This window comes from Zobellella endophytica (assembly GCF_003012775.1).
Taxonomy (GTDB): Bacteria; Pseudomonadota; Gammaproteobacteria; order Enterobacterales; family Aeromonadaceae; genus Oceanimonas; species Oceanimonas endophytica.
The window spans coordinates 65052-82298 of record NZ_PXYG01000007.1 but is presented as its reverse complement, the minus strand read 5'-3'; the positions used below and the strand labels follow the sequence as shown (position 1 = coordinate 82298).

General features: G+C 63.4%; 16 protein-coding genes. 10 read left to right on the top strand and 6 right to left on the bottom strand.

The window, feature by feature from the left end; all coding sequences use genetic code 11:
• Positions 1-6: 6 nt before the first annotated feature.
• Together C7H85_RS14935 and C7H85_RS14930 are read right to left on the bottom strand one after the other, a co-directional pair.
• A complete protein-coding gene (locus C7H85_RS14935) occupies positions 7-543 on the bottom strand; it encodes a YaeQ family protein (RefSeq protein WP_106730496.1) in 537 nt (178 codons plus the stop codon).
• Between the two features lie 83 nt (positions 544-626).
• On the bottom strand, positions 627-1937 hold the full coding sequence (locus tag C7H85_RS14930) for a YjiH family protein (protein ID WP_106730495.1): 1311 nt from the start codon (positions 1935-1937) through the stop codon (positions 627-629).
• Positions 1938-2116: 179 nt separating this feature from the next.
• On the opposite strand from C7H85_RS14930, the gene hutI reads away from it, so the two are divergent.
• The 8 genes from hutI to C7H85_RS14890 all read left to right on the top strand — a co-directional run bounded on the left by hutI (position 2117) and on the right by C7H85_RS14890 (position 12710).
• A complete protein-coding gene (gene hutI / locus C7H85_RS14925) occupies positions 2117-3325 on the top strand; it encodes an imidazolonepropionase (protein ID WP_106730494.1) in 1209 nt (402 codons plus the stop codon).
• Positions 3322-4251 (top strand): formimidoylglutamase, encoded by a 930-nt coding sequence (gene hutG / locus C7H85_RS14920; RefSeq protein ID WP_106730493.1) that lies wholly within the window; start codon positions 3322-3324, stop codon positions 4249-4251. The genes hutI and hutG overlap by 4 nt, the downstream gene beginning before the upstream one ends.
• Before the next feature lie 14 nt (positions 4252-4265).
• Positions 4266-5948 (top strand): urocanate hydratase, encoded by a 1683-nt coding sequence (gene hutU / locus C7H85_RS14915; RefSeq protein WP_106730492.1) that lies wholly within the window; start codon positions 4266-4268, stop codon positions 5946-5948.
• 99 nt (positions 5949-6047) lie between these two features.
• A complete protein-coding gene (locus tag C7H85_RS14910; RefSeq protein ID WP_106730491.1) occupies positions 6048-7640 on the top strand; it encodes a BCCT family transporter in 1593 nt (530 codons plus the stop codon).
• Positions 7633-9171 carry an HAL/PAL/TAL family ammonia-lyase gene (locus C7H85_RS14905; protein WP_106730490.1) on the top strand — a complete coding sequence of 513 codons (1539 nt, stop codon included), beginning with the start codon at positions 7633-7635 and terminating at the stop codon, positions 9169-9171. The genes C7H85_RS14910 and C7H85_RS14905 overlap by 8 nt, the downstream gene beginning before the upstream one ends.
• 12 nt (positions 9172-9183) lie before the next feature.
• Positions 9184-10716, top strand: coding sequence for a histidine ammonia-lyase (gene hutH, locus C7H85_RS14900; RefSeq protein ID WP_106730489.1), 1533 nt, complete (start codon positions 9184-9186; stop codon positions 10714-10716).
• Positions 10717-10826: 110 nt separating this feature from the next.
• The gene (locus tag C7H85_RS14895) at positions 10827-11504 is read left to right on the top strand and encodes a metal-dependent hydrolase (RefSeq protein WP_106730488.1); all 678 of its coding nucleotides are present in this window, start codon (positions 10827-10829) and stop codon (positions 11502-11504) included.
• Positions 11505-11606: 102 nt separating this feature from the next.
• Positions 11607-12710 carry a phosphoribosylaminoimidazolesuccinocarboxamide synthase gene (locus C7H85_RS14890; RefSeq protein WP_106730487.1) on the top strand — a complete coding sequence of 368 codons (1104 nt, stop codon included), beginning with the start codon at positions 11607-11609 and terminating at the stop codon, positions 12708-12710.
• A 298-nt stretch (positions 12711-13008) separates the two neighbouring features.
• Here C7H85_RS14890 and crp read toward each other — a convergent pair whose 3' ends face one another.
• Complete coding sequence (crp, locus tag C7H85_RS14885; protein ID WP_106730486.1) at positions 13009-13647, bottom strand: cAMP-activated global transcriptional regulator CRP; 639 nt, start codon at positions 13645-13647, stop codon at positions 13009-13011.
• Positions 13648-13828: 181 nt separating this feature from the next.
• On the opposite strand from crp, the gene C7H85_RS14880 reads away from it, so the two are divergent.
• Positions 13829-14233: an OsmC family protein gene (locus C7H85_RS14880; RefSeq protein WP_106730485.1), complete on the top strand. Its 405-nt coding sequence runs from the start codon at positions 13829-13831 to the stop codon at positions 14231-14233.
• Positions 14234-14348: 115 nt separating this feature from the next.
• Here C7H85_RS14880 and C7H85_RS14875 read toward each other — a convergent pair whose 3' ends face one another.
• Genes C7H85_RS14875 through C7H85_RS14865 form a run of 3 tightly spaced genes read right to left on the bottom strand, consistent with a single transcriptional unit; the run spans position 14349 to position 16479 of the window.
• A complete protein-coding gene (locus C7H85_RS14875) occupies positions 14349-15218 on the bottom strand; it encodes a phosphoribulokinase (protein WP_106730484.1) in 870 nt (289 codons plus the stop codon).
• A 58-nt stretch (positions 15219-15276) separates the two neighbouring features.
• A complete protein-coding gene (locus tag C7H85_RS14870) occupies positions 15277-15501 on the bottom strand; it encodes a YheU family protein (protein ID WP_106730483.1) in 225 nt (74 codons plus the stop codon).
• Between the two features lie 9 nt (positions 15502-15510).
• On the bottom strand, positions 15511-16479 hold the full coding sequence (locus C7H85_RS14865) for a hydrolase (protein ID WP_106730482.1): 969 nt from the start codon (positions 16477-16479) through the stop codon (positions 15511-15513).
• Between the two features lie 140 nt (positions 16480-16619).
• On the opposite strand from C7H85_RS14865, the gene C7H85_RS14860 reads away from it, so the two are divergent.
• Entirely contained in the window at positions 16620-17213 is a 594-nt protein-coding gene (locus tag C7H85_RS14860; protein WP_106730481.1) for a LysE family translocator, read from the top strand.
• The last annotated feature ends 34 nt before the right edge of the window (positions 17214-17247 follow it).

The window sequence follows — 17247 nt, the reverse complement described above, 5'->3', positions numbered from 1 at the left end:
CTTGGGTTAACACCACTGGGTCAGCTGCAGGTCCAGGCTGTGCTCGCCGTCGGTGAGCTGGATTTCACTTTCCTGAAGGGTGGCGAACAGGTCCATGCTGCGGACGCAGAGTTCCGCCAGCCGGGCCGGCTGGGGATCGGCCAGGTGGTAGATTTCGAGCCGCGGCAGCTGCCCCAGCTCTATCTGGTGTTTGCTCCACCACTCCAGGGCGGAGCGTCCGCCATAGCTGTACACCACCACCCGCTCGGCCCGGGACAAAGCCTGTTTGATGCGCTTGACGCTGGGCTCGCCCAGCTCCACCCACAGCAGGATGCGCCCGTCCGCTGCCTTCTGCCACAGCTCGGGCTCGTCATCGGTACTCAATCCTTTGGTAAAACTCAGGCTCTCATCGGCGTGGCGCATAAAGGCCAGCAGCCGCACCATCAGTCGGGTTTCGGTTTCCGACGGATGTCGGGCCACGGTCAGGCTGTGTTCCTGGTAGTAGTGGCGGTGCAGATCGCTGATATTCATCCGCACCTTGTGCAGGGTGGCGGTCAGGGCCATGTGATGTCTCTCTGGAAAAAGCGACATCTTAACGGCAAGGGCGGGCGGGAGCCAGCCCGGGAGGCTACCGGGCTGGTGGAGATTCAGGGGGAGATCAGCATGGCGACCGGGATGGCCAGCAGCAGGCTGAGCAAGGCGCGGATAAACCACACCAGCACCAGGGTGCCGACCTTGAGCGGGATGCGGGTCGCCAGTATGCAGGGAATCGAAGCCGAGAAGAACAGCACCGACGACACGCACACCACGCCGGCGGCGAAGCGGGCCACGAAGTCGGCCTCGGCCATCAGCAGTGCCGGCAGGAACATCTCCGCCAGCCCCGAGGCGGTAGCCTTGGCGAGCAGCATGCCGTCCTCCAGGCCCCACAGCCAGGTCACCGGATAGAACAGATAGCCCAGCCAGTCGAACAGCGGGGTGTATTTGGCCACCATCAGGCCGATCAGCCCCACCGACATGATGGACGGCAGTATGCTGATGGTCATCACCAGGCCGTCCTTGAAGTTGTCGAACACGTTGCGGCCGAGCGGCGGCGCCTGCTCGGCCACCTCCAGCCCGTTCTGCCAGGCGGTGGCCAGGCGGTTGCCGGGCTCGCCTTCCGGCTCCCGGTGTGCGGCGCTGTTGTCCATGCGAGAGAGGGGCGGCAGCCGCACCGTGATGGCGGTGACAATAAAGGTGATCAGCAGGGTCAGCCAGAAGTACTGGTTCCAGATCTCCATCAGCCCCAGGGTCTTGGCCACGATGATCATAAAGGTGGCGGAGACGGTGGAGAAGCCGGTGGCGATGATGGCCGCTTCCCGTGCCGAGTAGTGGCCCGCGCTGTATACCCGGTTGGTGATCAGCAGGCCGATGGAATAGCTGCCCACGAAGGAGGCCACCGCATCGATGGCCGAGCGGCCCGGGGTACGCCAGATCGGCTGCATCAGCTTTTGCACCAGGATGCCGATGGCCTCGAGCAGGCCGTAACCCACCAGGAAGGCCAGGAACACCGAGCCGATGGGCACGATCAACCCCACCGAGATCACCAGCTTGTTGAACAGGAAGGGCAGCATGTCCGGCGCCTGCAAGGCCGCCGGGCCCAGCCCGGTGAGCGCCATCAGGCCCGCCGCCACCCCCAGCCATTTCAGCACCAGGAAGACGCCGTCGGTCGGGCTCTGTTTCCAGCGGCCGGTGGCCAGCGGATAAATGGCCCCCGCCACTATCATCCCCATGGCGTACCAGCCGGCGCCGCTTTCGCCCAGGGCAGCGCGCAGCCAACCCACCATATGATCCAGCGGTATGCTGGTCCTGCCCTGCAGGCTGATGGGGATAAAGAAGATAAAGATGCCAATGGCGCTCAGGCCCAGCAGCCGGCAAATGGCCTTGCCGTGGGACCGGGATTGTTCCGTAACCTGGTGCATGGAATGACCTCCTTGTGAGTAACGCTTAATGTATATACAAAAATGCACCTGGTGTTAATCTTTTGTCTATTTTTTATGTGATCATGATCGATAAACCCGGGTTTTTTATCGAGCGATACTTGCCAAAGAGCAAATGAAAGTTTAAATGTATATACAAATATCGCATCAAGGAGCCAGCCATGCCACAGTCACCCCACCGCCTCTGGATCGACGCCACCCTGTTTGACGGCCTCGACGCCGCCGCCGAACCCATGGCGGTGGCAGTGAAAGATGGCCGCATCGACTGGCTGAAACCCATGAGAGCGCTGAGCGAGGCCGACCGTGCCGGTTTTGAGCTGGTCGATGCCGAAGGCCGGCTGCTGACCCCGGGGCTGGTGGACTGCCATACCCACCTGGTGTATGGCGGCAACCGGGCCGGGGAGTTCGAAGCCCGGCTCGAAGGCAAGAGCTATGAAGAAATAGCCCGCGCCGGCGGCGGCATCCTCAGCACGGTGCGGGCCACCCGCGCCGCCTCGGAGGAAGAGTTGTTCGCCGCCGCCCGTCCGCGCCTCGAGGCGCTGATGGCGGACGGGGTGACCACGGTCGAGATCAAGTCCGGCTACGGCCTGGATCTGGAAAACGAGCTCAAGATGCTGCGGGTGGCGCGCCGCCTGGGGCGCGAGCTCAAGGTGCGGGTGGTCACCACCCTGCTGGGCGCCCACGCCCTGCCGCCGGAATATAAAGACGATGCCGATGGCTACATCGAGCTGGTGTGCCAGCGGATGATCCCGGCCGCCGCCGCCGAAGGGCTGGCGGACGCGGTGGACGTGTTCTGCGAGAACATCGCCTTCTCGGTCGCCCAGTGCGAACGGGTCTATGCCGCCGCCCGGGCCCACGGTCTGGCCATCAAGGGTCATACCGAGCAGCTGTCGAACCTGGGCGGCAGCGCCGCCGCCGCCCGCGCCGGCGCGCTGTCGGTGGATCATGTGGAATACCTGGACGAGGCGGGGGTGGAAGCCCTGGCCGAGGCCGGCACCGTCGCCACCCTGTTGCCCGGCGCCTTCTACATACTGCGCGAAACCAAGGTGCCGCCCATCGAACTGCTGCGTCGCCACGGCGTGCCCATGGCCCTGGCCACCGACGCCAACCCCGGCACCTCGCCCATCTTCAGCCTCAGGCTAATGCTGAACATGGCCTGCACCCTGTTCCGCCTGACCCCGGTGGAAGCCCTGCGCGGCGTTACCGCCCAGGGTGCCCGGGCCCTGGGCTTGCAGCGCGAGTGTGGCCGGATAGTGCCGGGTATGGCGGCGGATCTGTGCCTGTGGGATACCGACAATTACGCCGAGCTGGCCTACAGCGTGGGCCTGCCCCGGCTCGTACATCGCATCGTGGCGGGAGAGCCTGCATGAAGACTGACATGACCCCCTGGACCGGCCGGGTCGATCCCGAGCCCGACACCGCCCGCTGGCACCAGCAGGTGCAGCCGCTGGAACAGGCCCGGGAGCCGGGCGCCGTGCTGATCGGCTTTGGCTGTGACGAAGGGGTACGCCGCAACCGGGGCCGCGTCGGCGCCGCCAAGGGCCCGGCGGCCATGCGCAGGATGCTGGGCAGTCTGGCCTGGCACCAGGGCACGGCCGTGTTCGACGCCGGCGACGTGGTTTGCCAGGGCGAGGATCTGGAAGGGGCCCACCTGGCCCTGTCCGCCCGGGTGAGCGAGGCGCTGGACCTGGGCCATTTCCCCATCGTGATGGGCGGCGGCCACGAGGTGGCCTTCGGCTCCTGGTCGGGTCTGGCCGGGCATCTGGCGCCACGCGAGCAGAGCCCGCGCATCGGCATTATCAATTTCGACGCCCACTTCGATCTGCGCGATCCGCGGTTTGTGGTGTCGTCCGGCACCCCCTTTGCTCAGATCGCCGAGGCGAGCGCGCAGCGGGGCTGGCCGTTCCAGTATGCCTGCCTGGGGGTGAGCCGGGCCGCCAACACCCAAAATCTGTTCCGGCGCGCCGAAGATCTCGGGGTGCTGGTATGGGAAGACAGGGCCATGACGGCGGCGACTCTGCCCCGGCTGCAGCAGGAGGTGGCGGACTTTATCGGTCGCTGCGACCACCTCTACCTGACCATCGACATCGATGTGTTCCCCGCCGCCCAGGCACCCGGCGTGAGTGCGCCGGCGGCCCGGGGGGTGGGGCTGGATTTGATTGAACCCGTAATTGAACAGATCAAGGCCAGTGGCAAGCTCCGGCTCGCCGATTTGGCCGAGCTCAACCCCGAGTATGACGTGGATGGCCACACGGCCAGGCTGGCGGCTCGGTTGATTCATACTTTGACACTGTAAAGAGGGAAACCCACATGTCACAACAAAACGATCGTCACGCTCCTGGCCGTGTTATCAAGGCGCCCACCGGCGTCAACAAGGTGTGCAAGAGCTGGCTGACCGAAGCCGCCTACCGCATGTTGCACAACAACCTGCACCCGGACGTGGCCGAACGTCCCGAGGATCTGGTGGTGTACGGCGGCATCGGCCGCGCCGCCCGCAACTGGCCCTGCTTCGATCGCATCGTCGACGTGCTCAAGCGGCTGGAAGACGACGAGACCCTGCTGATCCAGTCCGGCAAGCCGGTGGGCGTGTTCAAGACCCACGCCGACGCGCCGCGGGTGCTGCTGGCCAACTCCAATCTGGTGCCGGCCTGGGCCAACTGGGAACACTTCAACGAGCTGGATAAGAAAGGCCTGATGATGTACGGCCAGATGACCGCCGGCTCCTGGATCTACATCGGCTCCCAGGGCATCGTCCAGGGCACCTACGAGACCTTCGTCGAGGCCGGTCGCCAGCATTATGACGGCAGCCTCAAGGGCCGCTGGATCCTCACCGCCGGCCTGGGCGGCATGGGCGGCGCCCAACCCCTGGCGGCGACCCTGGCCGGTGCCTGCTCGCTGAACATCGAGTGCCAGCAAGCCAGCATCGACTTCCGCCTGCGCACCCGCTACCTGGACGAGCAGGCCGAGAGCCTGGATGATGCCCTGGCCCGCATCGAGCGCTACACCGCCGAGGGCAAGGCGATCTCCATCGGCCTGTGCGCCAATGCCGCCGACGTGCTGCCGGAGCTGGTCAGGCGCGGCGTCAAGCCCGACATGGTCACCGACCAGACCAGCGCCCACGACCCGCTGCACGGCTACCTGCCCCAGGGCTGGAGCTGGGAGGAGTACGTGGTGCGTGGCAAGACTCAGCCCGAAGCCACCGTCAAGGCGGCCAAGCAGTCCATGGCGGTACACGTACAGGCCATGCTCGACTTCCAGCAGATGGGCGTGCCCACCTTCGACTACGGCAACAACATCCGCCAGATGGCGCTGGAAGAGGGGGTCAAGAATGCCTTCGACTTCCCCGGCTTCGTCCCGGCCTATATCCGTCCGCTGTTCTGCCAGGGCATAGGTCCCTTCCGCTGGGTGGCGCTGTCCGGCGATCCGGAGGACATCTACAAGACCGATGCCAAGGTGAAGGAGCTGATCCCCGACAACCCGCACCTGCACAACTGGCTGGACATGGCGCGCGAGCGCATCAGCTTCCAGGGCCTGCCTGCCCGTATCTGCTGGGTCGGCCTGAAAGACCGTGCCCGCCTGGGCCTGGCCTTCAACGAGATGGTCAAGAACGGCGAACTGAAGGCGCCCATTGTTATCGGCCGTGACCACCTGGACTCTGGCTCCGTCGCCAGCCCCAACCGGGAAACCGAGGCGATGATGGACGGCTCCGACGCCGTCTCCGACTGGCCGCTGCTGAATGCCCTGCTCAACACCGCCGGTGGCGCCACCTGGGTGTCCCTGCACCACGGCGGCGGGGTCGGCATGGGTTTCAGCCAGCACTCGGGCGTGGTGATCGTAGCCGACGGTACCGACGCCGCCGCCGCGCGCCTGGGCCGGGTGCTGCGTAACGACCCGGGCACCGGCGTGATGCGCCACGCCGACGCGGGTTATGATATCGCCATCGACTGCGCCCGTGACAATGGCCTGGATCTGCCGATGGTGAACGATCGCTGACATCAGCGACCCATAGTAGAGAAGGAGCCGGTGCCGGTTGTTGTTTCCGGTGCCGGCTCCCGTTCTGGCTTTCGATGTCATGTCGACAAGGAAGGAAATATGTCTGTCAACGGAAAAAAAAGCCTGAATGTCGGTGTATTTGTGCCGGCGTTCGCGATCGTTCTCATTGCCGTGGCGGTGGGACTGATCAACAACGAGTTATTGGTGAAAGTAGCCAAGGATATTTTCTACTTTTCACTGTCTGATTTTGCCTGGCTCTACCAGTTGCTGGCGGTATCGGCACTGGGCGTCGTGGCTTATATTTTCTTCTCCAAGGCCGGCAATATCCGCCTGGGGGGAGCCAATGCCAAGCCGACGTTCTCGATGGCGACCACCTTCGCCATGGCGCTGACCGGCGGTATCGCGACCGGTGTCGTGACCTATTCGGTAAACGAGCCCATTATCTATATGGGCAACATCTACGGGGAAATCGCCAACCAGTCGTTTGCCGCCAATACCGGTGAAGCCGCTGTTTTTGCAATCGCCCGAAGTTTCCATAACTGGAGCTTCATTCCCTATGCCATCTATTCCATCGTCGGCCTGATGATCGGCTACATGCACTACAACCGGAAGAAGGATTTCTCCATCGCCTCGACGATTGCGCCGGTGATCGGCGGTCACGAGCGCAAGCCGGTGGTGCGTTCCTTGATCGATATCATTTCCGTACTGGCTATTGCTTTGGGTCTGGCTTCCTCGCTGGGTGCCGGCCTGGCGCTGATCGGCTCGGGGATTGAAGCCGAATACGGCATCAAGTCGAGCCCGACCACCTGGCTTGTACTGACCCTGCTCATCTCCGCCATCTTTATCACCTCGGCCCTGTCCGGGCTCAAGCGCGGCATTCGTTTCCTGTCATCGGTCAACGCCTATATATTCTATGGCTTTATGGTCATACTGCTGCTGGTCGGGCCCGTGAGCTATATCTTCAGCCTGTCGGTGACCAGCCTCGGCTACTGGCTGGACAACTTCTTCCTGTGGGCGTTCGATACCAAAGAGTCCGGGGGCGAAGCCCTGGTCACCTGGTGGACCATGTACGACTGGTCCATCTGGATCGCCTATGCCCCGCTGATGGGCCTGTTCCTGGCGCGTATCTCCTATGGCCGGACACTGCGCGAGTTTCTGATCATCAACTGGATCCTGCCTTCGGTATTCGGCATGGTCTGGTTCGCCATCTGGGGCGGCTCCGCCATCAAGTGGCAACTGGACGGTACCCTGGATCTGGTCAAGGTGGTCACCGAGAACGGTGCCGTCTCGGGATTGTGGGGCTTCCTGCAGCATCTGCCGTTCTCCGCAGTGCTGGTGCCCCTGGCCATCTTTACACTGATCATCTCCTTCGCCACTGCCGCCGATTCCATGTCGTCCACCATCGCGACCATCTGTACCAAGAACATCAGTGCGGACGAGGAGTCGCCCAAGGCGCAGAAGATCATCTGGGGACTGTCCATCGGCGCCATCGCCTATATCATGGTGGCCTTCGGCGGCGGTGCCCAGGGGGTCGACGGTATCAAGTTCCTCGCCGCCGCCGGTGGTTTCTCGGTGCTGTTCCTGTTCGTGCTTATCGTGGCGGCCGGCGCCCGGGTGTTTATCACCAAGAAGGAGTGTGCCGATGAGGAACCGTCTGCATCCAGCCTGAAGGCGGGAGTCGTCAATGACTAAGCCGCAACCCTCCGTGATGATTGCAGATCAGGAACTGGAGTGGCGGGAGGTGGTGCGGGTGGCCCGCTTCGGCGCCCAACTCTCGCTGTCGGACGCTGCCTGGGCGCGGATCGGTGATGCGCGCGCCGCGGTCGAGGCTTTTGCCGACTCCGGGCGGCCTTACTATGGCATCAATACCGGCCTGGGCGCCCTGTGCGACGTGGTGCTTGAGCGTAACCAGTTACAGAAGCTTTCCTGGCACACGCTGATGAGCCATTCCTGTGGCATCGGCGCCCCCCTTCGAAGCGAACAGGTTCGCGCCATCATGTGCTGCGCCGTCATCAACTACAGCCATGGCTGCTCCGGGGTCAGCCCCGGGGTTGTCGAAGGCCTGATACGTCTGTTGAACGAAGGCATAGTCCCCCTGGTGCCGGCCCAGGGCTCTGTCGGTTATCTCAGCCATATGGCCCACATCGGCCTGGCACTGCTGGGGCAGGGTGAGGTCGAGTTTCGAGGCCGGCGACAGCCGGCACAGCAGGCGCTGGATGCCATCGGCATGGCGCCGGTGGTACTCGGCCCCAAGGACGGGCTCTGCCTGGTCAACGGCACCCCGGCCATGACCGGCCTAGCCTGCCTGACCCTGGCGGACACGGCAATGCTCGCCGCCTGGGCCGATGTGATCGGGGCCATGAGTTTTGAGGCCCTGCGAGGCCAGCTCGATGCCCTGTCGCCGGCGGTGACCCGGCGCAAGCGACACGCCGGTGTCGAGCGGAGCGGTGAAAACCTGCGCCAGTTGCTGCAGGACAGCCAGATCCTGGCCGGGTGCCAGGGAGAGCATCTGCAGGACGCGCTGAGCCTGAGATCCATTCCCCAGGTGCATGGCGCTTGCCGCGATCAGTTCGAGCACGCAGCCGCTCAGGTTAACGCCGAGCTGAACTCGGCGACCGACAACCCCCTGGTGATTCGGGGAGAGCAGGGATATCGGGTGATGTCCCAAGCCAACCCCCACGGCGAGTCGGTTGCGATGGCCTGTGACCTGCTGGCCATCGCCGTGTGCGAGTGGAGCTCGATTTCGGAGCGGCGCAGCTACCGCTTGGTCACGCCCCAGGCCAACAGGCTGCCGCCTTTCCTGACCCGCGGCAGCGGGGTCAAATCGGGCATGATGATCGCACAGTATTCGGCCGCGTCACTGGTGGCCGATAACAAGCGCTTGGCTCAGCCGGCGGTGACCGACAACTTCCTGACTTCCGGCTTGCAGGAAGATCACCTGAGCCTGGGCGAAAGCAGTGCCTTGAAGCTCGACAAGGCCCTGGATAACGCCTTCCATGTGCTGGCGATTGAATTCTTGCTTGCAGGGCAAGCATTCGACTTTATTGAAGAAAAGCCATTTGGTCTCGGCACCGGCCTGGCCTGGCGGCTGCTGAGAGAGCGGGTCGCTTTCTATGAAGAAGAGCACTCACTCCACCTGGATATACGCGCAACTTACGGGTTGCTGCGAGAACAACAATCGTTGGCGCCCTTGTGCCAGCTGTTTCCTCAACTCGATGCCTGAGGTAATCACCTTATGTCAAACCTTGTAATCAACCCCGGAAAAATGACCCTGGCGCAGATGCGCCAGGCCTATGAACTGCCGGTCAAGCTGAGCCTGGATCCGGGCACTCATGGCGCCATCCAGGCCTCGGTCGACTGCGTCAACCGCATGGTGGCGGAAGACCGCACCGTGTACGGCATCAACACCGGTTTCGGCCTGCTGGCCAACACCCGCATCAAGCCGGAAGATCTGGAAACCCTGCAGCGATCCCTGGTGCTGTCCCACGCCACCGGCCTGGGTGAGCTCATCAGCGACGAGCTGGTGCGGCTGATCATGGTGCTCAAGATCAACAGCCTGGCCCGCGGTTACTCCGGTATCCGCCTGCAGGTGCTGGAGGCGCTGATGGCGCTGGTCAACCACGGCGTCTACCCCTGCATCCCCGGCAAGGGCTCCGTCGGCGCCTCCGGTGACCTGGCGCCCCTGGCGCACATGAGCTGCGTGCTGCTGGGCGAGGGCCAGGCCCGCTACCAGGGCGAGATCATCAGCGCCGGACAGGCGCTGGAGATCGCCGGCCTGAAGCCCATGGGCCTGGCGCCCAAGGAAGGCCTGGCGCTGCTGAACGGTACCCAGGTGTCCACTGCCTTCGCCCTGCGCGGCCTGTTCGAGGCGGAAGACCTGTTCGCCAGCGCCGTGGTGGTGGGCGGCCTGACGGTGGAAGCCACCCTGAGCTCCCGTCGCCCCTTCGATGCCCGCATCCACGAGGTACGCGGCCAGGCCGGCCAGATCGACGCCGCCGCCGCCTACCGCCATGTGCTGGGCGAGCAGAGCGACATCAGCAAGACCCATGTCAACTGCGCCAAGGTGCAGGATCCCTACTCCCTGCGCTGCCAGCCCCAGGTGATGGGCGCCTGTCTGACCCAGCTGCGCCAGGCCGCCGAAGTGCTGCTTGTCGAGGGCAACGCGGTGTCCGACAATCCCCTGGTGTTCGCCGAGGACAATGATGTCATCTCCGGCGGCAATTTCCACGCCGAGCCGGTGGCCATGGCGGCGGACAACATCGCCCTGGCCATCGCCGAAATCGGATCCTTAAGCGAGCGGCGGGTGTCGCTGATGATGGACACCCATATGTCCGGCCTGCCGCCTTTCCTGGTGGAAAACGGCGGCGTCAACTCCGGCTTTATGATCGCCCAGGTGACGGCCGCGGCCCTGGCGTCCGACAACAAGGCGCTGGCCCACCCGCACTCGGTCGACTCGCTGCCCACCTCCGCCAACCAGGAAGACCACGTCTCCATGGCGCCCAACGGCGGTCGCCGGCTGTGGCCCATGGTGGAAAACAGCCGGGGTGTGCTGGCCATCGAGTGGCTGGCGGCCTGCCAGGGCCTGGATTTCCGCGGCGGCCTCAAGAGTACGGCCCCGCTGGAGCTGGCGCGCGAGACCCTGCGGGAGAAGGTGAGCTACTACGACAAGGACCGCTTCTTCGCCCCCGATATCGAGCAGGCCGACGCCCTGCTCAAGGCGGGCACCCTGAGCCGCCTGGTCCTGCCGGACCTGCTGCCCAGTCACTGAGCACGACTCCGCTTGCGGGGCATTTGACAGGGCTGCCTCGGCAGCCCTGTTTTTTTATCCAGTCTTTGCATGCTACACTCGGCGCCTTTCTCAGCCGGGACGAGTGGTCGATGGCGGATTTCAGAACCCACATTCAGGTGGCTACCGCGGCCAGCGGTCTGCTGGCCGGCGTCATGGTATGGGCCCAGCAGGTGACCATGGCCGAGGCGTGCCTGCTGTGGCTGGCCGGTACCCTGGGCGGCATACTGCCGGACATCGACGCCGACAGCTCCCGCTCCTTGCGCATCCTGTTCCGGCTGTTCGGTGTGCTGGGTGCCATGCTGGCGCTGCTCTACGGCCAGGAGCGGCTGCCGCTCACCGATACCCTGGTGCTGGGTGCCGCCGCCTACGGCGTTGTCCGCTATCCCCTGTGCTGGGTCTTCGCCCGTTTCACGGTGCACAGGGGCAGTCTGCATTCGCTGCTGGCCAACGGGGTGTTCGCCCTGGCCGTGGTGGTGATCGGTCACCGGCTGTTCGGGCTGACGGCCGCGCTCGCCTGGGAGACCGGCGCCTTCGTCTTTGCCGGCGCCTTTATCCACCTGCTGCTAGACGAGCTGTACAGCATCGACCTGGAAGGGCGGCGCATCAAGAAGTCCTTCGGTACCGCCATGAAACTGGCCGAGTGGCGCGCGCCCCTGGCCAACCTGTTGCTGCTCGCCCTGCTGGCGGGGGGGTGGTGGCTGGCACCGGCGTCGCCGCCCTGGCCAACCCTGCTGGTGCGGCTATTGCCGCTTTCCCACTTCTGGTAAGATAGCGCCGCTGGCAAGCCCTGCCGTCTCCGAACACAAACACAATAACCTCCGGGGCGACTTCCAGTACAGGTTCAACATTCCATACACAGGACACAAGTGATGAGTCTTGCAGACAAGGTATTGGCCGTTAACAACGACCTTCCGATCCGTACCCGCCAACCGGTGCACAGTGGCAAGGTGCGCTCCGTCTACTGGCTGACTGAAGAAGACAGCCGCCGGCTGATCCGGGAAAAAGGCTACAACGTGGCCGCCGACGCGCCGCTGGCGATCATGGTGATCAGCGATCGCATCTCCGCCTTCGACTGTATCTGGCACGGAGAAGGCGGTCTCAACGGGGTGCCCGGCAAGGGCGCGGCGCTCAATGCCATCTCCAACCACTGGTTCAGGTTGTTCCGCGAGCAGGGCCTGGCCGACAGCCATATTCTGGATATCCCCCATCCCTTCGTGTGGATAGTACAGAAGGCTACCCCGGTGAAGATCGAGGCCATCTGCCGGCAGTACATCACCGGCTCCATGTGGCGCAGCTACGCCAAGGGCGAACGGGAATTCTGCGGTATCCGCCTGCCGGACGGCCTGCAAAAGGATCAGAAACTGCCCGAACTGCTGATGACACCCTCCACCAAGGGGGTCCTCAAGGGCATTCCCGGGGTGCCGGAGGCGGACGACGTCAACATCACCCGTCGAAACATCGAGGACAACTTCGCCGCCTTCAACTTCAAGAGCCGTGACGATATCGCCCGGTACGAACGGCTGCTGAAGGAAGGCTTCGAGGTGATAAGCAACGAGCTGGCCAGGCTCGACCAGATCTTCGTGGATACCAAGTTCGAGTTCGGCTACGTCACCGACGCGGCGGGCAACGAGAAGCTGATCTACATGGACGAGGTGGGCACTCCCGACTCGTCCCGCATCTGGGACGGCCCCGCCTGGCGGGAAGGGTGCATCGTGGAGAACTCCAAGGAGGACTTCCGCCAGGTGCTGCTCAACCACTTCCCGGACCCGGATATCCTGCTCAACAAGGAGCGCATGCCCGAGCGCGAGGCCCTGGCCCGGGACAACGCCCTGCCGGCCGAGGTGCTGATGGACGTGTCCCGCACCTATGTGGGCATCGCCGAGAAGATCACCGGCCAGAAACTGGCGCTGTCCGACCATCCCAAGGCGGATATCATCGCCATACTGCGCGACCAGTACGACTTGATCGACTGAGTGCCTGTTTAAAGTCTCTACGAAGCTTGCCACTACTGAGCGAAGAGTCAACAGGATTACCTCCACCGACACGCTGCAAGCACATCCCTGTGGCGCTCGGCACATGCCGTCCCTGGCATGTGACGGTCGGTGGCGGCAACTCCTGTTGCCTCTTTTAGGCCCCGGCGCTGTCTGGGGGATAGCGCCAGCAGGCGACATTGGTCGAGTTCAAAAAATTTCAAACAGGCTCTGAGCACCAGCCCAAACGATAAAAACCCGGGAAATCCCGGGTTTTTTGTGGTTGGCGGTAAACGCCGGCTCAGCGGGTGCCGAACACCACTATGGTCTTGCCGTGAGCGGAGATCAGGTTCTGCTCTTCCAGCATCTTCAGGATGCGGCCCACGGTTTCCCGGGAGCAACCCACTATCTGGCCTATTTCCTGGCGGGTGATCTTGATCTGCATGCCGTCCGGGTGGGTCATGGCGTCCGGCTGGCGGGCCAGGTTGAGCAGGGTTTCGGCGATGCGGCCGGTCACGTCGAGGAAGGCCAGGTCGCCCACCTTCTGGCTGGTGCTCTGCAGCCGCTTGGCCATCTGGCCCGACAGCCGCACCAGGATTTCCGGATTCACCTGGATCAGCTGGCGGAATTTCTTGTAGGAGATTTCGGCCACTTCACAGGGGGTCTTGGCGCGGATCCAGGCGGTACGCACCGGGTTTTCGGTTTCCTCGAACAGGCCCAGTTCGCCCATGAAGTCGCCCTGGTTCAGGTAGGACAGGATCATCTCCTTGCCGTCTTCGTCCTTGATCAGCACGGCCACCGAACCTTTTACGATGTAGTAGAGGGTTTCCGCTTTTTCTCCCGCATGGATCAATGAGCTTTTTGCCGGATACTTATGAATATGGCAATGTGACAAAAACCATTCCAGGGTAGGGTCACTTTGGGGTTTGCCAATAACCATGAACTTTCCTCTTGATTGACGCGGGCTGAAAGCCTGGCGATCAGGCTGCCTTGCCTTACTTCGTGGATAGTCCGCTAGCATAAAAGGCTTGTGACCTGCCATCAAGAGCCTTGGGGGTTTTATCCGGCTCGTCGGCATCCGGCCAATAGGCTAGAATGCGGGTTTTTCAATGGGAGCCGTTATGAAAGCCAATGTTCGCTGGTTGGAAGGGATGTGTTTCGAAGGGCTGTCCGAGTCCGGCCACAAGCTAGTGCTGGATGGCACCAATCCGGGGAAGGGCCCGAGCCCGATGGAAGCGGTGCTGCTGGGGGCCGGTGGCTGCAGCGCCATCGACGTGGTGTCCATCCTGGAGAAGGGCCGTCAGCAGGTGACCGGTTGCGAGGTGGAGCTGGACGCGGATCGCGCCGAAACCCCGCCCCGGGTCTTTACCCGTATCCGGCTGCATTTCGTGGTGACCGGCCAGGATCTGCCCGAGAAGCAGGTGGCCCGGGCGGTGGAACTGTCGATGGAAAAATACTGCTCGGTGATGAAGATGCTGGAAAAGGCGGTGGAAGTGTCTTCCTCCTTCGAGATCCGCGCCGCCTGAGTCGACCTGAGCGGGGGCCGGCGGCGGAGCTGGCCCTTTGGCCGGCTTATACCAGTGACACAGACGGTGTTGTCATCAATCCGGGGCCCGGTAGCGATACCGGGCCTGGTTGTATTCAGCGGATCTTGCCGGTTTCCAGCAGTTGCTCGATCATCGGCCGCAGGATCAGCTCCATGGCGAAGCCCATCTTGCCGCCGGGCACCACTATGGTGTTGCGCCGGGACATGAAGGAGCCGTCGATCATCGCCAGCAGGTAGGGGAAGTCCACCTTCTTGATGCCGCGAAAGCGGATCACCATCATGCTCTCGTCGGGGGTGGGGATGATCTTGGCGCTGAAGGGGTTGGAGGTGTCCACCGTCGGCACCCGCTGAAAGTTGATATGGGTGCGGGAAAACTGGGGGGTGATGAAGTTGATGTAGTCTTCCATCGAACGCACGATGGAGTCGGTGACCGCCTCCCGGGAATGGCCGCGCTCGGCGGTATCGCGGATCAGCTTCTGGATCCACTCCAGGTTGACGATGGGCACCATGCCCACCAGCAGATCCACATGCTGGGCCACGTTCTGATCCTCGGTGACCACGCCGCCGTGCAGGCCCTCGTAGAACAGCAGGTTGGTGTCGTCGGCAAGCTTTTGCCAGGGGGTGAAGGTGCCCGGCATCTGGTTGAAGGGCACGGCCTCGTCGAAGGTGTGCAGATAGCGGCGGAACTGGCCGGTGCCGGTGTCGCCGTATTCCTTGAAGAACTGCTCCAGCAGCTCGAAATCGTTGGCTTCCGGGCCGAAATAGCTGATATGCCGGCCCTGCTCCCGGGCCCGGCGAATGGCCACGTCCATCTCGGGGCGGGTGTAACGGTGGAAGCTGTCACCTTCCACCACCGCGGCCTTGACCCCCAGTTGGGCAAACATGGACTGGAACACATCGGTCGAGGTCGATGTGCCGGCGCCGGAGGAGCCGGTCACCGCAATAATGGGGTGCTTGGCTGACATAATGGACTCTGTAATTGATTCAACTGTGAATGTTTATACGCAGTGGGCCGGGTGGAGGTCAAGGTTTGTGATGGAACTGCGCCGCCGGCACTATGTTGACGCTCTCGTGCAGCTCACTGTAGACGATGACCGCTTCGCCACATTTAAGCTGCTGTTTAACCTGAATAACTTTTTGTGAAAGCGGCACATCCTGATCGCCGTACTCGGTGCCTTCCTGCAGCACGAAATGCTCGATCAGATTGTTGAGGGTATCTTCACCCAGCTCGGTAAAGGGAATAATCATGCGGTTTCCTCAATAGGGGGGCCAGTGTCGTTCCAGCCAGTCGGGGATGCGCTGTTCCAGCCAGTAGCGGGGCCGCCAGGGCGGGCCCTGCATGAAACCCACATGGCCGCCGTGCCGGCTCAGCTCGTAGTGCACCATCGGCGGCAGCAGGGCGGCGTCGGGGATCACCGCGTCCGACATGAAGGGATCGTCGGCCGCGTGGATCACCAGGGTCGGGGTGGCGACCCTGGCCAGCTTGTACAGGCCGGAACAGCGCTGGTAATAGTCGTCGGCATCCTTGAAGCCGTGCACCGGCGCGGTGATCTGGTCGTCGAACTGGCGCAGGCTGCGGATGGCCGCCAGCTGGCCCTGCCAGGGGTGGCCGGGGTGGCGGCTCAGCCGTTGCTGCCAGTTGTATTTCATGCGGTTGAGCAGATAGCCCTGGTAGAGCCGGGAGAGTCCCCGGTTGATGCGCTCGGCGCAGGCGGCCAGTTGCAGCGGAGCCGAAATGACGGCGGCGGCGCAGAGGGGATTGCGCGGGTGCGCCGCCAGGTAGTTGATCAGCATGTTGCCGCCGAGGGAATAGCCGATGGCCGCCATGGGCCGGTCGGGAAAGCGCCGGCGCAGCAGTTGCAGCAGGTAGTGGGGATCCTCGATGGCGCCGGAATGATAGGCCTGCAGGTAGCGGTTGGGCTCGCCGCTGCAGCCGCGAAAGTGCATCAGCACCGGCTGCCAGCCGCGGGCGTGCAGCGCGGCCATCATGCCCCTGGCGTAATGGGAGTCGATACAGCCCTCCAGGCCATGGAACAGCACCACCAGCGGGCGGCCGGGATCGAGTTCGGGCAGCCCCCAGGCCAGGTCGACGAAGTCACCATCCGGCAGCTCCAGCCGCTGCTTGCGGTAACGCAGCCCGGTGCGGTGCAGGTACTTGGCCAGTATGGTCTGTACATGGGGGTTGCGGGCCCACCAGGGAGAGCTGAATTGGCTGGGGCGGATCATAACTTCCTGTGAATACGCTGATATCGGCCTGGGATCCGGGACAGTATGAACCCGGCGCGGGTATTGTCCCAACAAAATACTGGGCGCCGTGCACAAAATCGAGTAAAACAAGGCTCTTCTTTCCATTCATATTGAACACCATGGATTTCGCCCTGCTCGGCTCCGTGGCCGGTTTCGCCTTGGCCACCTGCGGTACCCCCGGCCCCAACAACATGCTGCTGACCAGCTCCGGTACCCGTTTCGGTTACCGGCCGACGCTGAAGCTGCTGCTGGGCATCATGCTCGGCCTGCAGGCCCTGATGCTGCTCACCGCCCTGGGGCTGGGCCAGCTGTTCATGCGCTGGCCGGCGCTGCAATGGGGCCTCAAGATTGCCGGCAGCGGTTATCTGCTGTGGCTGGCGTACCGGATCGGCCGCGCACCGCCGCCGGGGAGCCGGGAGGCTGAGCCGGGCATGCGCTGGCACCAGGGCGCCCTGTTTCAGTTCCTCAACCCCAAGTCCTGGCTGATGGCGATATCGGCGATCAGCGGCTTTACCCTGGCCGGCGAGCAATACTGGCCGTCGGCGGTCATGGTGCTGGCGGTGTTCCTGTTTTTCGGGGTGGTGACCGGCCATGTGTGGGCCCTGTTCGGCATTCATGTGCGGCGCTGGCTGCGCAGCGAACGGGACTGGCGGCGTTTTAACCTGCTGATGGCGTTGCTGACCGCGGCCAGCGTGCTGATGATCTGGTGCTGATCCGCTTTTTGCGCTTAACCATTCGAGTTTGCAG

Bases quoted from the DNA above. Each gene is read 5' to 3' on its own strand.
- hutI (WP_106730494.1), top strand. From the start codon at position 2,117: ATGCCACAGTCACCCCACCGCCTCTGGATCGACGCCACCCTGTTTGAC.
- C7H85_RS14890 (WP_106730487.1), top strand. From the start codon at position 11,607: ATGAGTCTTGCAGACAAGGTATTGGCCGTTAACAACGACCTTCCGATC.
- C7H85_RS14870 (WP_106730483.1), bottom strand. From the start codon at position 15,501: ATGATTATTCCCTTTACCGAGCTGGGTGAAGATACCCTCAACAATCTG.
- crp (WP_106730486.1), bottom strand. From the start codon at position 13,647: ATGGTTATTGGCAAACCCCAAAGTGACCCTACCCTGGAATGGTTTTTG.
- C7H85_RS14895 (WP_106730488.1), top strand. From the start codon at position 10,827: ATGGCGGATTTCAGAACCCACATTCAGGTGGCTACCGCGGCCAGCGGT.
- hutG (WP_106730493.1), top strand. From the start codon at position 3,322: ATGAAGACTGACATGACCCCCTGGACCGGCCGGGTCGATCCCGAGCCC.
- C7H85_RS14905 (WP_106730490.1), top strand. From the start codon at position 7,633: ATGACTAAGCCGCAACCCTCCGTGATGATTGCAGATCAGGAACTGGAG.
- C7H85_RS14930 (WP_106730495.1), bottom strand. From the start codon at position 1,937: ATGCACCAGGTTACGGAACAATCCCGGTCCCACGGCAAGGCCATTTGC.
- hutH (WP_106730489.1), top strand. From the start codon at position 9,184: ATGTCAAACCTTGTAATCAACCCCGGAAAAATGACCCTGGCGCAGATG.
- C7H85_RS14935 (WP_106730496.1), bottom strand. From the start codon at position 543: ATGGCCCTGACCGCCACCCTGCACAAGGTGCGGATGAATATCAGCGAT.
- hutU (WP_106730492.1), top strand. From the start codon at position 4,266: ATGTCACAACAAAACGATCGTCACGCTCCTGGCCGTGTTATCAAGGCG.
- C7H85_RS14865 (WP_106730482.1), bottom strand. From the start codon at position 16,479: ATGATCCGCCCCAGCCAATTCAGCTCTCCCTGGTGGGCCCGCAACCCC.
- C7H85_RS14910 (WP_106730491.1), top strand. From the start codon at position 6,048: ATGTCTGTCAACGGAAAAAAAAGCCTGAATGTCGGTGTATTTGTGCCG.
- C7H85_RS14860 (WP_106730481.1), top strand. From the start codon at position 16,620: ATGGATTTCGCCCTGCTCGGCTCCGTGGCCGGTTTCGCCTTGGCCACC.
- C7H85_RS14875 (WP_106730484.1), bottom strand. From the start codon at position 15,218: ATGTCAGCCAAGCACCCCATTATTGCGGTGACCGGCTCCTCCGGCGCC.
- C7H85_RS14880 (WP_106730485.1), top strand. From the start codon at position 13,829: ATGAAAGCCAATGTTCGCTGGTTGGAAGGGATGTGTTTCGAAGGGCTG.